Genomic DNA, 17051 nt, shown 5'->3' with positions numbered 1-17051 from the left:
CTTTTCGTTTTATCTAAATAATAAATGCTGACTGTGAATACCTGCTTTTTTCAATAGACTAATCAATTGCTCTTGCTCTTCACGCGTCAGACCAGAGAATGCACGCGCAATCCGAAGAGAGTGGATCGGATAAATCTTGTCAAGATAGCTTCGCCCTTTTTCCGTTAAATGGGCATAAACAGACCGTTTATCCTTGGGGTCCTGTTCTCTTTCAATGAAACCATTTCGTTCTAATTTGTCAATTACGTACGTCACATTCCCGCTGACAAGCAGGAGTCTTGAGCCGATTTGCTGAAGCTTTTGAGCACCTCTTGTGTACAGTAATTCAAGAACGGCAAATTCAGTTGGATTGAATCCATGCTCTTTGCTGTCTCTAATACTGTGTTCTGAAACGCTTTTAAATGCTCTTGCAAAAACCTTGTAAAGCGTCATTGAGCGTTCTACTTCTTCTTCATTAAACGATAGTCTCATCACATATCTACCTCTTATAATATTTTTTTAACTTCAAGGCTGTCTTGCGGTGCAGTTGGAGCCTTTCGTAAAAAATAGAAGTACGTTTTTGAAAACCCTTTCAACCACATAAGTGACTCCATTCGTGTTATGTATAAGGTTTCGATATAAACTTTTAAAATCCTTCTTATTTTTCACAATCATCTCGAAAAAAAGCTTTTTCAGCAAACCATCAAGATGCGACACACTTTAACAAAATCTGTAAAGAATCTATGGTTTCTTACACTTCATTCGCCAAATTTCTACAAAATTCAATATTGCTATAATATTAAACACAAAAAAGAACCCTTTATGTGACATACGCACATTTCAAGGGATTTTTACAAATAGCGCTCTGTTTTGTTGAAAAAGAAATGATACTCTTTTTTTAAGTCACTAATTGTCATGTCCTTGGCCGCATCAGGGCTGTAAACCCCTAATGAACATAGCTGCTTCGTATAATAATGTCTTTCCTTTGCTAAAGCTTCTTTTAATATACGCCGCACCGATTATCCCTCCTATCAAGTGATTTGGATCGGGTGCTTATGAAGACTTCTTATACAAATCATTTTGCATGGCTCTTAGAAGCGCATGTGCATTCTGACCTGCAGCCTGCATGAATTGCTCAAGCAATTCATCCCTCTTCACATCTAATGCGATGATTTCTTTTGCCATACGAATGATCTGTGCTTGCTCCATCATATGCTCCTCCTCCTATGTCAACTCACCATGATTATATGCCGCCGTAAGATGTATTGCACACTCCCTGTTATCTTTCCTTCCATGGTTTTTTCATTTTTTTCGTTTTTGTGTTATATTTTCTAACAAACGATAGGTTTTTTTCCTTCTCGTTCTATATAATATGAAGAAAAGACTTGCAGGGGTGAGTATATGACGCAGGAAGATGTATCTTATAAAGATAAAAAAGTCATTTCAATCGGGATTGTCAGTGAGCTAACAGGGCTTTCCGTCAGGCAAATCCGATATTATGAGGAACGTAAACTCATTTACCCCCAGCGCTCAACAAGAGGCACACGGAAATATTCTTTTGCAGATGTTGAACGTTTGATGGACATCGCCAATAAACGAGAAGACGGTGTGCAGACAGCTGAAATTTTAAAAGACATGAAGAAAAAAGAACAAGCGCTAAAAAGCGGACAATTTAAGAAAAAAATGCTGGAAGGCCAGATTAACGCACACTTTCGGTATAAAAATCGTTAAACAAAAAAAGAATCGCTCTTTTGAACGATTCTTTTTATTTAGAGGAAGCTTCAGTACCTTCTACAACCCCTACAAAGTCAATCAGCACGCCGCCTCTTTCAGGATCTTCTTTCACCCGCAGGGCAAGTGCCTTTTTCTTCCCGGTTTTTGCATCTTCATAATTCGCGTGGAACACATGAATGCTGGCTTCTTCCAATTGAAAATCCTCATAAGAAAGCGTGTCTATGCCCCATTCTTTTTTCAGTTTCAGAATGTCATCTGGGCTCGGGACTGCGCCTTCGACGTAGATGTCTTCCATTTTTCTTTTATTTCCTTCGGTGATGGCTTCAAGCATATGCTCTGCAGCCACTAGCCTTCGGTCTTTCCCCTCGTCCTCCCTTTGACATGCACTCAGCAAAAACATACATATCAAAACGAATAAGAATTTCTTCATGTTTCTCTCCCACCTTCTCCTTAAAATGTAAAGGATGGAAGCGCTATATGCAATCTTTATACAAAAAAAGACTGTAAAACGTCATGTTTTACAGTCTTCTTGCTACATAAGTGTATGGAGGAAAGCTGTCGCAATACCAAAATAGATGAGCAGTGATAAAATATCGTTCAATGTTGTAATCAGCGGCCCAGATGCAATCGCAGGGTCCACGTTTAATCTGTGTAAAATAATAGGCACGATCGTACCTGCCATCGTTCCAATAATCAGTGTGGCAAGCAGTGACGAACCAACAACAAATCCTAAAATCATATTACCCTGCCACACCATTGCGACGACTGTAATAATGATGGAACAGACAATCCCAATGTAAATACTTGTTCGGAGCTCTCTAAAAATCAGGCGCATAATGGTTTTTTTCGTTAATTCTTCTTTTGAAAGTCCTCTAATGACGACCGCAAGCGACTGTGTGCCTGTATTCCCTGTCATTCCGGCAATCATCGGCATGAAGAAGGCTAAGGCGACGACTTGCTGAAGGGTATCTTCAAAGTAATTTAAAATACTGCCTGAAATCAGCCCAATGAATAAGAGCAAAATGAGCCACGGGAGACGCCGGTATGCTGCCACAAAAGCGGGCGTGTCGAACGTAATATCTTTACCAGAGGCAGCGAACTTCTCATAGTCTTCTCCTGCCTCTTGAATGACGACATCAATGATATCATCGACTGTGACGATTCCGACCAGGACATTGTTCTCTTCTACAACAGGAATGGCAAGAAAATCATACCGTTCAATCAGCTTTGCGATTTCCTCCTGATCCTGAAAAGCTCCAACGGCAATGACTCTTGTAAACATAAGATCCTGCACTTTTTCATCTGGTTCACCTAAAATGAGATCCCGGTACGACAGAACCCCTACAAGCTGCTTTTGATCATTAATGACATATAAATAGTTGATCGATTCTGCAATTTCAGCAAAGCTTTTCAGCTTTACAACTGCGTCCTGAACCGTATAGTGCTGAGGAATCCATACGTACCGGTTGGTCATGATCCGGCCTGCTGTCTCAGCAGGATAATTCATGAGAAGCTGGACGGCCTTTGATTCCTCTGCCTCCATGTTTGATAAAAGCTGATCTTTCAGCTCATCATCCATTTCATCAAACAAGTTGGCTAGGTCATCGTTATCCATTTTGTTTGTGACGAAGGTGGCTTTGTCTTTTCCTACTTTTTCAAGCACAATTTCTTGGTATTCGCGCTCAAGCTCACCCATCATTTCCGTCACATCATCGATTGTTAAAAAGCTGAGGAAACGGCCGCGGTGTTTTTCTGGAAGTTCTTTAAATAAATAGGCCATATCATATGGCTGAAGTTCTTCCATAATGTTTTTAAATTCTTTGCGTTTGCCATCTCTTAATAAAATAATGATTCTTAAAATGAGTTCATCGTACGTAATGTTCTGTATCATCGCTGTTACCTCCCCAAAGTCAGGAGATACCCGAATCCCTTAGAATGTGCGGGGTCAGGATCTCCTCTGTCTGATGCGTCAATCTGATCTTTTGACATACTCTCTATGTGTCTCGAATCGGGATGATCCATCCCCACACCTCCTTTTCTCATAAAAAAGCACCTTCAACCGAATGAAGGCGCTTTGTAAGCATGACAAAATAAACACTTGCTCCTTCAATCGTAGAGCTTTAGCACTGTATGGCATAGGATAAAATCCAGCTGCATTAAAAATCACCTTATGTCGATGATTTCTGTTGACCCATTGGCGTCTTTGGACATTTTTGGGCAGCAGCGTATCTCCATACAGGAGCCTCACCTAACGAAGTCTCATATTGTTAACACACTGAGATTACAGAAAAAGCGGAATGATGTCAATAAGCAAGATGCCAAGTATCCTTATGTATTCGCTTACTTTTCAAAAAAAAGAGCGATAGACAGCTCAGCCATCGCCCTTTTCATGTCTTTTTATTCCTCTTCAGGCTGATTCATATCCTCTTGGGAGAGGAGATGAAAGGAATCATGCAAAAACAAAGCATATCCTTCTCCATCAGGATGCGGAACGTATTCCGCGTGATCCATTGTTTGCTCTTCTTCTTTTTTCTTCATATTCTCTCGCCTCCTTTCCCGTAGTTTGTCCCAATGAAAAAACCTTACACATGAAAGTGTAAGGTTTGCAGATTGTTGACAAAGGGCTAAAATGATCTTTATTTAGCCCTTTGTCTTCTATTCAGCGTGATAGAAAACCTTTGCAGTCTAGGAAGGGCGAGCACCGGAGCGGAGCGAATTTGACATTCGTGAGCACCGGAGCGCAGGACTGACAAAGAATGCGAGGGTTTGTCTACACGATGAAAACCTTACACATGAAAGTGTAAGGTTTGGTCATAGCTTAATCATCCCATTCTTGCTTCAGGATTTTGCCTGTTTTAGCGGAAATCTCAAAATCAACTTCCTCGCCGCTTGGTGTTGTGATTTCAATTTCGTAAATGTACACACCATTTTCTTTATCTAGATCAGAATCAGTGACTGTGCCTTTTACTTTTGCAAGAGCCATTTTTTCAGCCTGTTTTTTCGTGATCTTCACGTTCTGTTTCTTTTCTTTGACTGGATCATTCATCGCTTTTCCAGTTTTTGCATCGACATATACTTTATATTCAAAGCCGCCTTTTTTGATCTCGACCTCATACACCCATTTTCCTTTTTTACGCTCAAGATCCACATCATCCACATAGCCTTTCACCACTTTTAAGGCTGCTTTTTCAGCTTGTTTCTTTGAAACAAATGACGATTTCTTTTGCACGACTTGCTCGGCGTTTGCTGTTTGATTTGTATTTTGCGCTTGAAGTGTGAAACCACCTGCGACAAGAGTTCCCGTTAATGCTGTAGCTACTAGTACTTTTTTCATCATGTTCAATTCCTCCTCTGTTTGATTTCTTCTCTATCTTAAGAAAACAAGATGATAAAGGAAGGAAAGAAACATGAGAATATCATGAGAAAAGGATTAGTTTTCGTACGTAATGCCCTCAATATCCCCTGTATAGGCGTTCACAAGCACCTCCGCCTCTCTTCCGTCAGGCAAATCCAGCTCCACCTCAAATACGAGCATACCGCTGAATGTTTCAAGATCAGCATCATCCACTGTTCCGCCAACTTCTTTGACGGCAATTTGGATGGCTTCCTCGACAGTGATTTTCGTAAGCTTCTTTTCTTTAGAGGTTGGTTTTTTCTTTTCTGCTTCAAGCACCTTAAATGACTGTTTGTCGACCTCGACTTGATATAATTCTTTTTTTGATTGGATGGTAAAAATGAAACGATCTGACGTCTCTTTTTTTTGAATGACAGTTCCGCTCACCTTTTTAACAGCCGCCTCTTCTGCCTGGAGCTCAGCATTTTTTTCATTTGGCTTTTGATAGCTTTTTAACTGTCTAATTTCTTTCATTTGACCGCTTGCAGAAGATGCAATGATTTGATAGATGCCATTTGCATTTTCCAGCGTCATTGTATAGTCCTGTTTATGATTGATTAAATCAATATGTGTAATGTTTCCATTGTAGTCTTTTGCGATCATTTTTTTCATTTCTGCTTCACTTAATATTTTTTGATCAATGGTTTGGATCATGAGCATTGCAAAGGCCGCAAGAATCACAAGACATCCTGCGAGCGCAAGCACCATTTTCGTTTTTCTAGACATGCAGCGCCTCCTTCCTATTTCCTATTTTATAAGGAGGAAATGAGAAATTGATGAGAAAAGACCCATTTATTTCTGAAAAAGAATGGTCATGGCTGTCCCTTCGCCGATACGGCTGTCTACCTTCAGCTCGGCCTCATGTTCTTCTGCAATTTGCTTCGCAATTGAAAGACCGAGTCCGGTTCCGCCCGTCTCACTGTTTCTCGCTTCATCCACACGGAAAAAGCGGTCAAAGATTTTCGGCAGATCCTCTTCTTTTATGCCAATTCCTTGATCAATCACTGAAATAAAAGGCTTGTCTTCTGCCCATCCGCAGGTCACATCAACTGGCTCTCTGCTATATTTGACCGCATTATCAATTAAGATGGTCAAAAGCTGTTTGATTTTCTCTTCGTCTCCTTCTGCGATCAGCGGCTGATCTGTCTGCACATGAGATTGAATCGTTCGATTGGTAGCCACTTCAAGTGTATGACAAAGCTGCTTGCACAAATGACCAAGATCAACCGGCTTCATATCCAAGTATAACGGCTGGCCGTTTTTCGCCAATGTCAATAATTGATCTGTCAGTCTTTTCATTTTTTTCGCTTCATCATGAATCGCTTGGGAGGATTCTTCTACAACCTCTGGACGTGTTTGCCCCCAGCGTTTGAGTAAATTGCTGTAGCTCATAATGACGGTAATCGGTGTCTTCAATTCATGGGAGGCATCATGCAAAAATTGCTGTTCTTTTTCATAATGCTTCTCGAGAATCTCGGACATTTCATTAAAGGTTTGTCCCATTTGATATAGTTCATCCTTTGAATCGCCTGTTAATTCAATTCGTTTAAACGCCTTCTCTTTCATACTTGCCTTCATGGTATTCGTCATTCTGCTAATCGGCCGGACAATTTGCTTTGTTAAAACGTGGCCTGCAAAATAGGAAAGCACAATAAACAAAACGCCGGTAGCGATTAAAATCATTTTTAATAACGCTAAGTTCTCTTCCGTATTTTCGATTTCTTCATATACTTGAAGCGACATAATCTCACCATTTGTCCAAATGACCGGAATAGCAGCGAACGCAATCATATGCTTATTGTATTCTTTGATTTCTGCTGTCTGGCCAGATTCGTATGTAAAAGGCAGTGAGCTAAACGTTGATTCCTTTGTGACAGTCAGTTTTGACTCTCCCGTTTCTGTCACGACTCGGATCATACCATTTTGAGGCAGGTACGCCTTCAGCAGCTCCGAGGACGGAAGACCCTCTTCCTCTGATTTTTTTAAAGCAATGGCAATATTTTCAGCCACCTCAGACAAGCGGGACATATCTTTTTGCGTCAAGGTCATCGAAAAAATAAAATAAATGGCTGTATGAAACAAGAGCACCATTAAAAACAAAGACAACGACGTATAAAGCTGAATCTTATTTTTTAATCTCATTCTTTATCCTTTCATCACATAACCCACACCTCTCACTGTGTGAATCAGCTGTTTTTCGAATGGGTAATCGATTTTTTTCCTTAAATAACGGATATAGACATCTACCACATTTGTATCACCGAAATAATCAAAACCCCAAACCGCTGTTAAAAGCTGATCTCTTGTGAGCACTTGCTGCTGATGGTTCAGTAAGTGGACAAGCAGGTCATATTCTCTCGGTGTGAGTTCAAGCATTTGCCCAGCCCTTTGGATTTCTCTTGTTTTCTCGTTGACCGTTAAATCTGCTATGCTCAGCTCTGTCTCCTTTTCTTCTTGTGCATGTATATTCAACCTTAGCTGTGCGCGAATTCGCGCTAATAATTCTTCTATGTCAAAAGGTTTTGTTATATAATCATTCGCCCCAAGATCGAGCCCGCTTACCTTATCAGGAACACTTCCCCTTGCTGTAATCAAAATAATAGGTGTCGCTGTATTTGTTTTCCGAACCCTTCTCAGCACTTCAAGACCGCTTAACTCTGGAAGCATGACGTCAAGCAGCACCAAATCGAAGCTGTCTTCTTCAAGAGCCTGAAGCCCGTCCATTCCTGTCTCTTTGACTGTCACCTCATATCCTTCATATTCAAGTTCAAGTGACAGTACCCTTGCGATTTTCTTTTCATCTTCGACTACGAGTATCTTCCCTTTGTTCATCTCTATCTCTCCTATCTAAAAGGCAAGCTTGTCTTTCCATTATTATATGTTGCCTTTCTCATTTGGAACAGTCACAATCTTCACATCTATTTTTTTATGGAGGGAATTATTTTTGAGAAAAAACATTTAACTTGATCCTTCTTCTCAATTTGTTACTTCATCTCATTATTTTTTAGTCTGCCTCTTTTAGTTCTATTCACCCATTTTCATCTGTACAGGTGCAACCTCACTATGCAGCATTTCCTTCTTTTTCATATGATATCAAGAGTTTTCTTCAAAAGGTGAGCTCTTTCGTCAATATGTGAGGAGAACTGCACTTTTGATAATAGATTGATTATTTTAAAAATTATTACAATTGACCCTTTCCGATCAAAAGTTTCTTTTATACAATAACATTATGCAGCCTGAATCTACTTTGAAAACAAAATAAGGAGGGCTTTCTTATGAAAGGTGAAATTCGCTTAATTCCGTATGAAGTAAAAGCCAATGTGATGGAAGCGAAAGAGACGCCGGAAAGTATTCAGGAGATTAAAGCACCCGAACTTTGGTCAAGTGGCTTCAAAGGAAAAGGCATAACCATTGCTGTCCTTGATACAGGCTGTGACACAGAGCATCCCGACTTAAAAGATCAGATTATCGGTGGGAAGAACTTTACCGATGATGACGATGGAGATGCTGAAAATGTAAAAGACTATAATGGGCATGGTACCCATGTAGCAGGAACGATTGCCGCAACCGATCAAAATGGCGGAATTTTAGGGGTTGCCCCTGAAGCCAAGCTGCTCATCGTGAAAGTTCTTGGCGGTGAAAATGGCAGCGGAAAATATGAGTGGATCATTGATGGCATCAACTATGCCGCAGAGCAGAAGGTGGATATTATCTCTATGTCTCTCGGTGGTCCAAGCAATGAGCCTGCCCTGCAGGAAGCCATTCAAAATGCGGTAAAAAGCGGTGTGCTTGTTGTGTGCGCAGCAGGAAATGAAGGGGACGGGGACGAGCGTACGGAAGAGTTCTCCTACCCAGCAGCATACAATGAAGTCATTGCCGTCGGTTCTGTTTCCCTTGCTAGAGAATCCTCTGAATTTTCTAACGCCAATAAAGAAATCGACCTCGTCGCTCCAGGAGAAGACATTTTATCCACTCTCCCTAACCATAAATATGGCAGGCTCACAGGGACTTCAATGGCTGCCCCTCACGTAAGCGGTGCACTAGCCATTATTAAAAATGCCGAAGAAGAAGCGTTCCAGCGCAAGCTGACAGAGCCTGAGGTTTATGCTCAGCTTGTCAGAAGAACCCTTCCATTAAAACAGTCGAAAGCCCTTGTAGGGAATGGATTTTTATATTTAACTGCGCCTGATGTCCTTTTAGAAAAAACATTAGAAGCAGATCTTTTATCTCTATAGCTTAAATAGAGGTCCTGAGAAAAGATAGAATTTTCTCAGGATTTTTTTAATTAAAATTATTCAAAATTTACTTTGACGAAATGAAGTGAACGTTATATAATCGAACACAATAAATTCATAGTTTGAGAGTCGGTAATTCGATTACACGTCGAATTTTAATTGGGAAGACCGGTGAAAATCCGGCGCGGTCCCGCCACTGTGAGTGAGGAGAGCTTTTCTCAGGAATCCACTGTCATTAGGATGGGAAGGATGAAAAGCTTGCAGATTCACCAGCCAGGATACCAGCCGCTCTATCACATCAAACCCCCTACGGTTGATAGGAGATGTCGGAAAAGCGTCAGTGATACTCACGCCTTATTTCGCACACACATTTTGTCTTTTAAACCAGACATTTACCTCATCAATCATGATCATGAGCGTAAATGTCTTTTTATATTTAGAGGAGGAATTGGAATTGACAATTGTTAAAACAAGTAATCTAGGCTTTCCGCGCATTGGTTTAAACAGAGAATGGAAAAAAGCACTTGAGTCTTACTGGAAAGGTCAAACAGACCGCGAAACCCTCTTAAGCACACTGGATGAACAATTTTTAACTGCCATTAAAACACAAATCGATCAACAAATTGATGTTGTTCCTTCTGGAGACTTTACCTTCTATGATCACGTGCTGGATACCGCTGTTATGTTCAATTGGATTCCAGAGCGCTTCCGCAGCTTAAAAGACCCGCTAGATACATACTTCGCGATGGCAAGAGGAACAAAAGATGCCGTCTCAAGTGAAATGACAAAATGGTTTAATACAAACTATCACTACATCGTTCCAGAATACGAAAAAAGCACAGAATTTAAACTCACACACAACAAGCCGCTTGAAGCTTACGAAAAGGTGAAAAAGGCGTTTGGTGTTGAAACAAAACCGGTTGTACTTGGTCTATATACATTTGTCTCACTTTCTAAAGGTTATGAAGCAAATGAAGTGAAAGAAATCCAGCAGCGTCTAGTGCCGCTTTATACTCAGCTTTTAAAAGAACTTAAAGAAGCAGGCGTCAAATGGGTTCAAATTGATGAACCTGCACTTGTCACAGCTTCCAGTGAAGACGTAAAATCCGTAAAAGAAATTTATCAAACGATCAAAGAAGCCGTACCTGGCTTGAACATTCTTCTTCAAACATACTTTGATTCAGTAGATGCGTATGAAGAGCTTGTCACATATCCTGTTGAAGCAATTGGTCTTGATTTTGTCCATGATCAAGGGCGCAACCTTGATCAAGTGAAAAAGCACGGCTTCCCGAAAGATAAAATTTTAGCAGCAGGCGTCATTGATGGAAGAAATATTTGGAGATCAGACCTTGGCGAAAGATTATCCTTTATTTCTGAAGTCATGGCTGACGTTCAGCCGAAAGAAGTGTGGCTGCAGCCATCAAGCAGCTTGCTGCATGTGCCAGTTGCCAAACACCCAAGCGAACAGCTTGAAGAAAAACTATTAAACGGACTGTCTTATGCCACTGAAAAGCTGGCTGAATTGACATTACTAAAAGAAGGTTTAACAAAAGGAGCAGCTGCCATTGATGCTGATATTAACGAAGCAGCACAAGCACTTCTTACCTTAAAAGAGTTCGCAAAAGGAACAAATGCGGATCTAACAGCGGAACGCAACAATCTTTCATCGAAAGATTTTAAACGTCCAGCTGCCTTTGAAGAACGCCTTCGTATCCAAAACGAATCTCTTGAGCTCCCGCTTCTTCCAACAACAACAATTGGCAGTTTCCCGCAGTCTGCCGAAGTGCGCAGTGCTCGTCAAAAGTGGCGCAAAAATGAGTGGACAGATGCAGAGTATGATGAGTTTATTAAGAAAGAAACAAAACGATGGATTGATATTCAAGAAGAAATTGGTCTGGATGTGCTCGTACATGGGGAATTTGAACGTACAGACATGGTTGAATACTTCGGTGAGAAGCTAGCCGGATTTGCCTTTACAAAATTTGCTTGGGTACAATCCTATGGATCACGCTGCGTGAAGCCGCCAATCATTTATGGAGATGTAGAGTTTACAGAGCCAATGACAGTGAAAGAGACGGTATACGCACAAAGTTTAACAGAGAAAAAAGTCAAGGGCATGCTGACAGGACCTGTTACCATCTTAAACTGGTCTTTCCCAAGAACGGATATCTCTCGCAAAGACATTGCTTTCCAAATTGCTTTCGCTTTGCGTAAAGAGGTAGAAGCTTTAGAAGCAGCTGGTATTCAAGTGATCCAAGTGGATGAGCCTGCGCTAAGAGAAGGTCTTCCGCTCAAAGAAAGTGATTGGGCAGAATATTTAAACTGGGCAGCAGAGTCATTCCGTTTATCTACATCATCCGTTCAAAATGAAACACAAATTCATACACATATGTGCTACAGTAACTTCGAGGATATTGTCGATACAATCGAAGACTTGGATGCTGACGTGATTACAATTGAACATTCACGCAGTCATGGCGGATTCCTCGATTACTTAGAAAAACACCCGTATTTGAAAGGACTTGGACTAGGCGTTTATGACATCCATAGCCCGCGCGTTCCATCTGTTGAAGAAATGAGCGAAATCATTGATGATGCGCTGAACGTTTGTCCGACAGATCGCTTCTGGGTGAATCCGGATTGTGGTCTAAAAACTAGACAAGAGCCTGAAACCATTGCTGCTTTGAAAAACATGGTCACAGCTGCTGAAGTCGCTCGTAAAAAGCTGGCGCAGCATGCATAATTGAATGTCCCTCCCCTGCTGAACGCGGCAGGGGTTTTTTATGCGTAATTTGGCCTGTTCGATCTCCTGCTATGATGATTTCTTTTCTAGCATGATTCGTTTATACTAGAGAAGTCAGTCGAACAAAGGGAGGAAGACAATGAATCACGAAGATTTTTTACAACGAGCAATTGATCTTGCAGTAGAAGGAGTCAATAGTGGTACTGGCGGCCCTTTTGGAGCAGTCATTGTCAAGGATGGTCAGATTATTGCAGAGGGCAGCAACAACGTGACAACAGCAAATGATCCAACCGCACATGCTGAAGTCACAGCCATTCGAAAGGCGTGCCAGACGCTGAATACATACCAATTAGAAGACTGCACTCTATACACAAGCTGCGAGCCTTGTCCGATGTGCCTTGGCGCTATTTACTGGGCTAGACCAAAAGCTGTGTATTTTGCCGCTGGGCATCAGGATGCAGCGGATTCTGGTTTTGATGACTCATTTATTTATGAAGAAATCAACAAAGAATACGAATCAAGAAATATACCATTTTACAAGCTGACACCTCAAAAAACCCTTGCGCCATTTGAAGCATGGGAAGCATACGAACAAAAGAAAGAATATTAAAAAAGAAACACCTGCTCATCAGCAGGTGTTTCTCTTTTCAGCGTGATAGAAAACTTTTTTATTCAGCCACTTCAAGCTCTACTTCAATGTTCCCTCTTGTTGCTTTTGAATATGGACAGAATTCATGTGCAGCATGGACAAGCTCTTTCACTTTGTCATGATCATGACCTTTCGCAGATACAATCAGCTTTACGCCAAGCTTAAAACCGCCGTCACTTTCATCTTTTAAAAGACTGACATGTCCTTCTACTTCCGATTCTATTTCTATCCCTTGCTTCTTCGCTACCTGCTCAAGTGCTCCTCCGAAACAAGCTGCATAGCCTGCTGCAAATAATTGCTCTGGGTTTGTACCAGTCTCTCCATCTTTCTTAGCGTTAGGCATGACAATGTTATGATCGAGCACACCATCCTCTGAACGAACATGTCCAGCTCTTCCATGCTGCGCCTTTACTTTTGCTGTGAATAATGGTTTCATCTTCATCTCCTCCTTCATCTATTCATCCTTTTCACGTTCTCTTCATTTCTCAAACATTGATGGCACATTGAAGAATTTTTCATTTTTCGTCTGTATTTATTTTAAAAAAGAAGAAAATCTTATACAATGATAAGTATGACAAAAAATAGTTGGTGACTGACATGACAAATGAATTTGAACATATGAAGCTGGAAAATCAGCTTTGTTTCTTGTTATATGCAAGTTCACGAGAGATGACGAAGCAGTATAAACCGTTGTTAGAAGAATTAAACATTACGTATCCGCAATATTTGGCACTGCTTTTATTGTGGGAGCATGGAACATTAAATGTGAAAACGATGGGAGAGCTTCTCTATTTAGACTCCGGTACACTCACGCCCATGCTGAAACGAATGGAGCAAAACGGACTCATTATCCGAGAACGTTCGAAAGAGGATGAGCGGTCTGTGCAAATTCGTTTAACGGAATATGGAGAGCAGCTAAAAGAAAAAGCCACTGCGATTCCGTCTCACATGCTGACTGGGACAGGAAGATCGGAAGAAGAGCTAAAAACACTGCGTGCCTCTTTACATGAGCTTTTGCAAAATTTAACACAATCAAAAGGCTGAGGGAATGTTCCCTCAGCCTTTTATTGATATCTATTATTGTGCGACAGCTACTAGTTCTACTTCGATGTTTCCTTGAGTTGCTTTTGAATATGGGCATACGCCGTGCGCTTTATGAACAAGTTCTTCTAATGCAGACTGCTCAATTCCAGTTCCCTTTACTTCTAATTGAACACCTAGTTTGAAGCCGCCATCTGAACTGTCTTTTAATAAGCTGACATGTGCTGTTACTTCACTTTCAAAACGGATACGCTCTTGTCTTGCTACCATTTGAAGGGCTGAATCAAAACATGCAGAGTAGCCTGCTGCGAATAATTGCTCTGGATTTGTTGCTTTTTCAATTTTTTTTGCTCTTGGTGTTCCAGGCATTGCTACCTCATGCTCAAGTACACCATCTGTTGAAACAACCTTACCTTCTCTTCCTCCGACAGCTGATACCGTTGCTGTAAATAAAACGTCTGACATGAATATAACCCTCTTTCTCTCCAATAATATTTCCTACAATTGAATTGTACACAATTTAAATTGTAGAGTCAATCAATAAATACTCTTTTTTAAGTTTTCCTCCTCGTTTCCTTTTTATGAGCATGTCCCGCAGAATGGTGTTTAGGCAGTAAAAAAAGCCCTTTAACAAGGGCTTTAGATCGTGTCATGCTGCGGATTCGGTTGTTCCAGCGTATGGTTTCTGTTATCTGGGTCGGCATTTGCTGCTGCCAGCCACAATGCCATAATGGTGATGCTTGTACAGACGACTGCCCATTTTTTAAAATTCATATAAACAATCCCCTCTCTGAATATAGATTCGAGCATGTTCCGCTTCCCCATAGAACATGGAAGATTTTTCATAATCCCCCATTTCATTATAATACTTTGCGGTATCTAATGCCAGCTCCTCTATATCTGGATATGCATAGACAGACTCTAAAAAATGGAAAATTCGTTTGATATGCTCAGCATCTTGTCTTAAATACAATGCTTCTAGAAATATGGTTTTCTGAAGATGAATGTCATCTTGAAGAGCTTCTGCTCGCTTCATACATTCTTCTCTGTAGTGTAATGCTTCTTCGTGTTTTCCTTGTTTGTATAATATCTGAGCGGCTGTATAAAGAGGGTCTATAGATCGACGAAGATGATCGGATTGATTTTGATCAAATAACGAGATGGATTCTTTCATTAATTCGAGTGCGCGGGTCAAGTCTCCCATTCGGTAATAACTGTTGCCCATATTAAACAAAGAGGAGGCAATAAAACGCACATTCTGAAACTCTCTTGATCTCGCAAGTGCTCTTTCGAGATGTGGTAATGCTTTTTCATGCCTTCTCATATCATCGTAGTTACCTGCCACAATAAATTCACACTGAATTGTGCGAAGCGCATACAGTTCATGCTGAACATAAACATCCAGCGCTAGTTTGGCATGGTGCATCGAGATATGTGTTTGTTTCATGTGATAATATATTTCTGACATTTTAAAATGAAATTCCGCACGTTCAATATCATCTGATACAAAAGAAAGCTTGTGCTCTGCCTTTTGATAAGACGATATGGCAGCAATATACTCCCTCCGCCCGAATTCATACATGCCTCTAAAAAAATGATAGTAGTATTCAAGCATGCCTGTGACATGCGTTTGATGCTCATCTATTTCTTTCGAAAGCTCGGAAAAGTTGGCGCGAAGCTTTCCTTCCTTTAATGGCTTTAAATAATCGAGCATGACTTCATGCCTAAATTCCATTAAAGAAAAATAGAGAAGCAAATTCTGATCTTCTTCCATTGAATCAAGAGAGGTGCGAATTTCCTGTTTTAACTGTTCTGCTTGTTCTGAATCAAATCTGCGGATTAATTCATACCACTTGTTGATTTTCACTCCAATATCCGAAGAGGGAATGATTTTCGCCATACGTTGCCTTCTCCAATCTTCTCAAAATATAAAACATTACCATATTTTATCATACTTGACCGGAGAAATACAAAAATGAAAGGAAAAAGAGAGCCTGTTGTCACAAGACTCTCTTTTAAATTCGTTATTCTCTTATTTGTCCTTGACCACGAATGACAAATTTTTCAGACGTTAAGGCTGGCAGACCCATTGGCCCTCTTGCATGAAGTTTTTGTGTACTAATTCCTATTTCCGCTCCATAGCCAAACTCAAAGCCATCTGTGAAACGAGTAGAGGCATTATGATAAACAGCGGCAGCATCGACAGCTGTTAAGAAAAGGGCTGCATGCTCATCGCTTTCCGTAATGATCGCTTCAGAGTGCTTAGAGCTATATGTTTGAATATGCTGAATCGCTTGTTCTATGTTTTCTACAATTTTAATACTGACGATCGGTGCTAAAAACTCCGTTGCATAGTCCTCTGCTGTCGCTAATGCAGCACTAGGAGCAAGCGCGCAAACGGCTTCATCACCGCGTATTTCTACCCCATTTGATTGAAGGGCTTCAAATAACGAAGCACCGTATGTTTTTGCCCATGTTTCATGAATGACAATGCTCTCGATCGCATTACAAACAGATGGTCTCTGGGTTTTGGCATTCAGCACAATCCGCTCAGCCATTTCGTTTTTTGCTGTTTCATCAATATAGATATGACAATTTCCTGCACCTGTCTCAAGCACCGGCACAGTTGACTCTCTCACGACAAGATCAATTAAATTCTTCCCGCCGCGCGGAATGAGGACATCCAGGTATTCATTTAAGGTGAACAGCGTTTTCGCCGTTTCACGGCCAGTATCTTCAATCAATTGCACACTGTCTACTGGAATATCCGTCGTATGAAGCGCTTCATGAATCACCTTTACAATTGCCTTATTACTATGAATAGCAGATGAGCTTCCGCGCAGAATCACAGCATTTCCAGTTTTCAAGCAAAGGGTCGCAGCATCGACTGTCACGTTTGGTCTTGCTTCATAAATCATTCCAACCGTTCCAAGCGGTACACGGACCTTTTCGATGAGCAGGCCGTTTTCTTTTTGAATGGTTTCTAACGTTTCACCAATTGGGTCTTTTAGCTGAATGAGTTGAAGGGTCGCGTCTGCAATGGCTTCAATTCTCTCTTCCGTGAGTGTGATCCGGTCAATGACAGATGGCGTGAACTGCTTTTCCTCAGCAGCCTGAACATCCTTTAGGTTCTCCTCTATTAAATAAGCTGAAGATGCTTTTAGTGCACTCGCGATGGCGTGCAGGGCAGCATTTTTTTGTTCCGTCGTTTTTAGAAGCAGCTGATCTTTGGCTGCACTTGCTTTTTTTGCTTTTTCAAGAACTTCATTCATCGTA

Annotated in this window: 20 protein-coding genes and 2 riboswitches; of the genes, 5 read left to right on the top strand and 15 right to left on the bottom strand. The window is 40.9% G+C overall.

The genetic code is table 11. The features are described from left to right. Window positions 1-9: 9 nt before the first annotated feature. The 3 genes from BA81_RS08220 to BA81_RS19725 form a co-directional block, all read right to left on the bottom strand. Window positions 10-474, bottom strand: coding sequence for a MarR family winged helix-turn-helix transcriptional regulator (locus BA81_RS08220; RefSeq protein WP_087975546.1), 465 nt, complete (start codon window positions 472-474; stop codon window positions 10-12). 356 nt (window positions 475-830) lie between these two features. Continuing rightward, on the bottom strand, window positions 831-995 hold the full coding sequence (locus tag BA81_RS08215; RefSeq protein ID WP_034281517.1) for a stress protein: 165 nt from the start codon (window positions 993-995) through the stop codon (window positions 831-833). A 37-nt stretch (window positions 996-1032) separates the two neighbouring features. Continuing rightward, window positions 1033-1188, bottom strand: coding sequence for a hypothetical protein (locus BA81_RS19725; protein ID WP_087975683.1), 156 nt, complete (start codon window positions 1186-1188; stop codon window positions 1033-1035). 192 nt (window positions 1189-1380) lie between these two features. Between BA81_RS19725 and BA81_RS08210 the strand changes: the two genes are divergently transcribed. Continuing rightward, window positions 1381-1710, top strand: coding sequence for a MerR family transcriptional regulator (locus BA81_RS08210; protein ID WP_024424656.1), 330 nt, complete (start codon window positions 1381-1383; stop codon window positions 1708-1710). Between the two features lie 34 nt (window positions 1711-1744). On the opposite strand, the gene BA81_RS08205 is transcribed toward BA81_RS08210, so the two are convergent. From BA81_RS08205 to BA81_RS08175, 7 genes are all read right to left on the bottom strand, one after another. Next, entirely contained in the window at window positions 1745-2143 is a 399-nt protein-coding gene (locus BA81_RS08205; protein ID WP_034281516.1) for a membrane lipoprotein lipid attachment site-containing protein, read from the bottom strand. 102 nt (window positions 2144-2245) lie between these two features. After that, entirely contained in the window at window positions 2246-3604 is a 1359-nt protein-coding gene (mgtE, locus tag BA81_RS08200; RefSeq protein WP_024424654.1) for a magnesium transporter, read from the bottom strand. Window positions 3605-3811: 207 nt separating this feature from the next. Then, a riboswitch (M-box (ykoK) riboswitch) is annotated at window positions 3812-3976 on the bottom strand. Window positions 3977-4110: 134 nt separating this feature from the next. Then, window positions 4111-4251 (bottom strand): hypothetical protein, encoded by a 141-nt coding sequence (locus BA81_RS19720; RefSeq protein ID WP_003212346.1) that lies wholly within the window; start codon window positions 4249-4251, stop codon window positions 4111-4113. 280 nt (window positions 4252-4531) lie between these two features. After that, entirely contained in the window at window positions 4532-5050 is a 519-nt protein-coding gene (locus tag BA81_RS08190; protein WP_034281515.1) for a PepSY domain-containing protein, read from the bottom strand. A 93-nt stretch (window positions 5051-5143) separates the two neighbouring features. After that, a complete protein-coding gene (locus BA81_RS08185) occupies window positions 5144-5833 on the bottom strand; it encodes a PepSY domain-containing protein (protein WP_034281514.1) in 690 nt (229 codons plus the stop codon). A gap of 66 nt (window positions 5834-5899) precedes the next feature. Beyond that, complete coding sequence (locus BA81_RS08180) at window positions 5900-7249, bottom strand: ATP-binding protein (protein WP_034281513.1); 1350 nt, start codon at window positions 7247-7249, stop codon at window positions 5900-5902. A 3-nt stretch (window positions 7250-7252) separates the two neighbouring features. Next, window positions 7253-7939, bottom strand: coding sequence for a response regulator transcription factor (locus tag BA81_RS08175; protein WP_034281512.1), 687 nt, complete (start codon window positions 7937-7939; stop codon window positions 7253-7255). Between the two features lie 443 nt (window positions 7940-8382). On the opposite strand from BA81_RS08175, the gene BA81_RS08170 reads away from it, so the two are divergent. The 3 genes from BA81_RS08170 to guaD all read left to right on the top strand — a co-directional run bounded on the left by BA81_RS08170 (window position 8383) and on the right by guaD (window position 12695). Continuing rightward, on the top strand, window positions 8383-9342 hold the full coding sequence (locus BA81_RS08170; RefSeq protein ID WP_024424648.1) for a S8 family peptidase: 960 nt from the start codon (window positions 8383-8385) through the stop codon (window positions 9340-9342). 112 nt (window positions 9343-9454) lie between these two features. After that, window positions 9455-9646, top strand: a riboswitch (cobalamin riboswitch). A 150-nt stretch (window positions 9647-9796) separates the two neighbouring features. Then, the gene (metE, locus tag BA81_RS08165) at window positions 9797-12085 is read left to right on the top strand and encodes a 5-methyltetrahydropteroyltriglutamate--homocysteine S-methyltransferase (protein WP_034281511.1); all 2289 of its coding nucleotides are present in this window, start codon (window positions 9797-9799) and stop codon (window positions 12083-12085) included. Between the two features lie 139 nt (window positions 12086-12224). Further along, entirely contained in the window at window positions 12225-12695 is a 471-nt protein-coding gene (gene guaD, locus BA81_RS08160; RefSeq protein WP_034281510.1) for a guanine deaminase, read from the top strand. A 58-nt stretch (window positions 12696-12753) separates the two neighbouring features. Here the strand turns inward: guaD and ohrB are convergent, their stop codons facing one another. Beyond that, the gene (gene ohrB / locus BA81_RS08155) at window positions 12754-13170 is read right to left on the bottom strand and encodes an organic hydroperoxide resistance protein OhrB (RefSeq protein ID WP_034281509.1); all 417 of its coding nucleotides are present in this window, start codon (window positions 13168-13170) and stop codon (window positions 12754-12756) included. 161 nt (window positions 13171-13331) lie between these two features. Here ohrB and BA81_RS08150 point away from each other — a divergent pair, with 161 nt between their 5' ends. Beyond that, the gene (locus BA81_RS08150) at window positions 13332-13778 is read left to right on the top strand and encodes a MarR family winged helix-turn-helix transcriptional regulator (RefSeq protein ID WP_024424644.1); all 447 of its coding nucleotides are present in this window, start codon (window positions 13332-13334) and stop codon (window positions 13776-13778) included. A 33-nt stretch (window positions 13779-13811) separates the two neighbouring features. On the opposite strand, the gene BA81_RS08145 is transcribed toward BA81_RS08150, so the two are convergent. The 4 genes from BA81_RS08145 to BA81_RS08130 all read right to left on the bottom strand — a co-directional run bounded on the left by BA81_RS08145 (window position 13812) and on the right by BA81_RS08130 (window position 17047). Then, window positions 13812-14240, bottom strand: a complete 429-nt coding sequence (locus tag BA81_RS08145) for an organic hydroperoxide resistance protein (protein WP_034281508.1) — start codon at window positions 14238-14240, stop codon at window positions 13812-13814. Window positions 14241-14414: 174 nt separating this feature from the next. Next, a complete protein-coding gene (locus BA81_RS08140; RefSeq protein ID WP_024424642.1) occupies window positions 14415-14549 on the bottom strand; it encodes a hypothetical protein in 135 nt (44 codons plus the stop codon). Continuing rightward, the gene (locus BA81_RS08135) at window positions 14539-15675 is read right to left on the bottom strand and encodes a Rap family tetratricopeptide repeat protein (protein ID WP_034281507.1); all 1137 of its coding nucleotides are present in this window, start codon (window positions 15673-15675) and stop codon (window positions 14539-14541) included. The genes BA81_RS08140 and BA81_RS08135 overlap by 11 nt, the downstream gene beginning before the upstream one ends. A 124-nt stretch (window positions 15676-15799) precedes the next feature. Continuing rightward, a complete protein-coding gene (locus tag BA81_RS08130) occupies window positions 15800-17047 on the bottom strand; it encodes a glutamate-5-semialdehyde dehydrogenase (RefSeq protein ID WP_034281506.1) in 1248 nt (415 codons plus the stop codon). Window positions 17048-17051: the final 4 nt, after the last annotated feature.

The organism is Bacillus safensis FO-36b (assembly GCF_000691165.1).
Taxonomy (GTDB): Bacteria; Bacillota; Bacilli; order Bacillales; family Bacillaceae; genus Bacillus; species Bacillus safensis.
This window is presented reverse-complemented; position numbering and strand designations above follow the sequence as displayed.

Bases quoted from the DNA above. Each gene is read 5' to 3' on its own strand.
- BA81_RS19725 (WP_087975683.1), bottom strand. From the start codon at position 1,188: ATGGAGCAAGCACAGATCATTCGTATGGCAAAAGAAATCATCGCATTA.
- BA81_RS08210 (WP_024424656.1), top strand. From the start codon at position 1,381: ATGACGCAGGAAGATGTATCTTATAAAGATAAAAAAGTCATTTCAATC.
- BA81_RS08205 (WP_034281516.1), bottom strand. From the start codon at position 2,143: ATGAAGAAATTCTTATTCGTTTTGATATGTATGTTTTTGCTGAGTGCA.
- mgtE (WP_024424654.1), bottom strand. From the start codon at position 3,604: ATGATACAGAACATTACGTACGATGAACTCATTTTAAGAATCATTATT.
- BA81_RS19720 (WP_003212346.1), bottom strand. From the start codon at position 4,251: ATGAAGAAAAAAGAAGAAGAGCAAACAATGGATCACGCGGAATACGTT.
- BA81_RS08190 (WP_034281515.1), bottom strand. From the start codon at position 5,050: ATGATGAAAAAAGTACTAGTAGCTACAGCATTAACGGGAACTCTTGTC.
- BA81_RS08185 (WP_034281514.1), bottom strand. From the start codon at position 5,833: ATGTCTAGAAAAACGAAAATGGTGCTTGCGCTCGCAGGATGTCTTGTG.
- BA81_RS08180 (WP_034281513.1), bottom strand. From the start codon at position 7,249: ATGAGATTAAAAAATAAGATTCAGCTTTATACGTCGTTGTCTTTGTTT.
- BA81_RS08175 (WP_034281512.1), bottom strand. From the start codon at position 7,939: ATGAACAAAGGGAAGATACTCGTAGTCGAAGATGAAAAGAAAATCGCA.
- BA81_RS08170 (WP_024424648.1), top strand. From the start codon at position 8,383: ATGAAAGGTGAAATTCGCTTAATTCCGTATGAAGTAAAAGCCAATGTG.
- guaD (WP_034281510.1), top strand. From the start codon at position 12,225: ATGAATCACGAAGATTTTTTACAACGAGCAATTGATCTTGCAGTAGAA.
- ohrB (WP_034281509.1), bottom strand. From the start codon at position 13,170: ATGAAACCATTATTCACAGCAAAAGTAAAGGCGCAGCATGGAAGAGCT.
- BA81_RS08150 (WP_024424644.1), top strand. From the start codon at position 13,332: ATGACAAATGAATTTGAACATATGAAGCTGGAAAATCAGCTTTGTTTC.
- BA81_RS08145 (WP_034281508.1), bottom strand. From the start codon at position 14,240: ATGTCAGACGTTTTATTTACAGCAACGGTATCAGCTGTCGGAGGAAGA.
- BA81_RS08140 (WP_024424642.1), bottom strand. From the start codon at position 14,549: ATGAATTTTAAAAAATGGGCAGTCGTCTGTACAAGCATCACCATTATG.
- BA81_RS08135 (WP_034281507.1), bottom strand. From the start codon at position 15,675: ATGGCGAAAATCATTCCCTCTTCGGATATTGGAGTGAAAATCAACAAG.
- BA81_RS08130 (WP_034281506.1), bottom strand. From the start codon at position 17,047: ATGAATGAAGTTCTTGAAAAAGCAAAAAAAGCAAGTGCAGCCAAAGAT.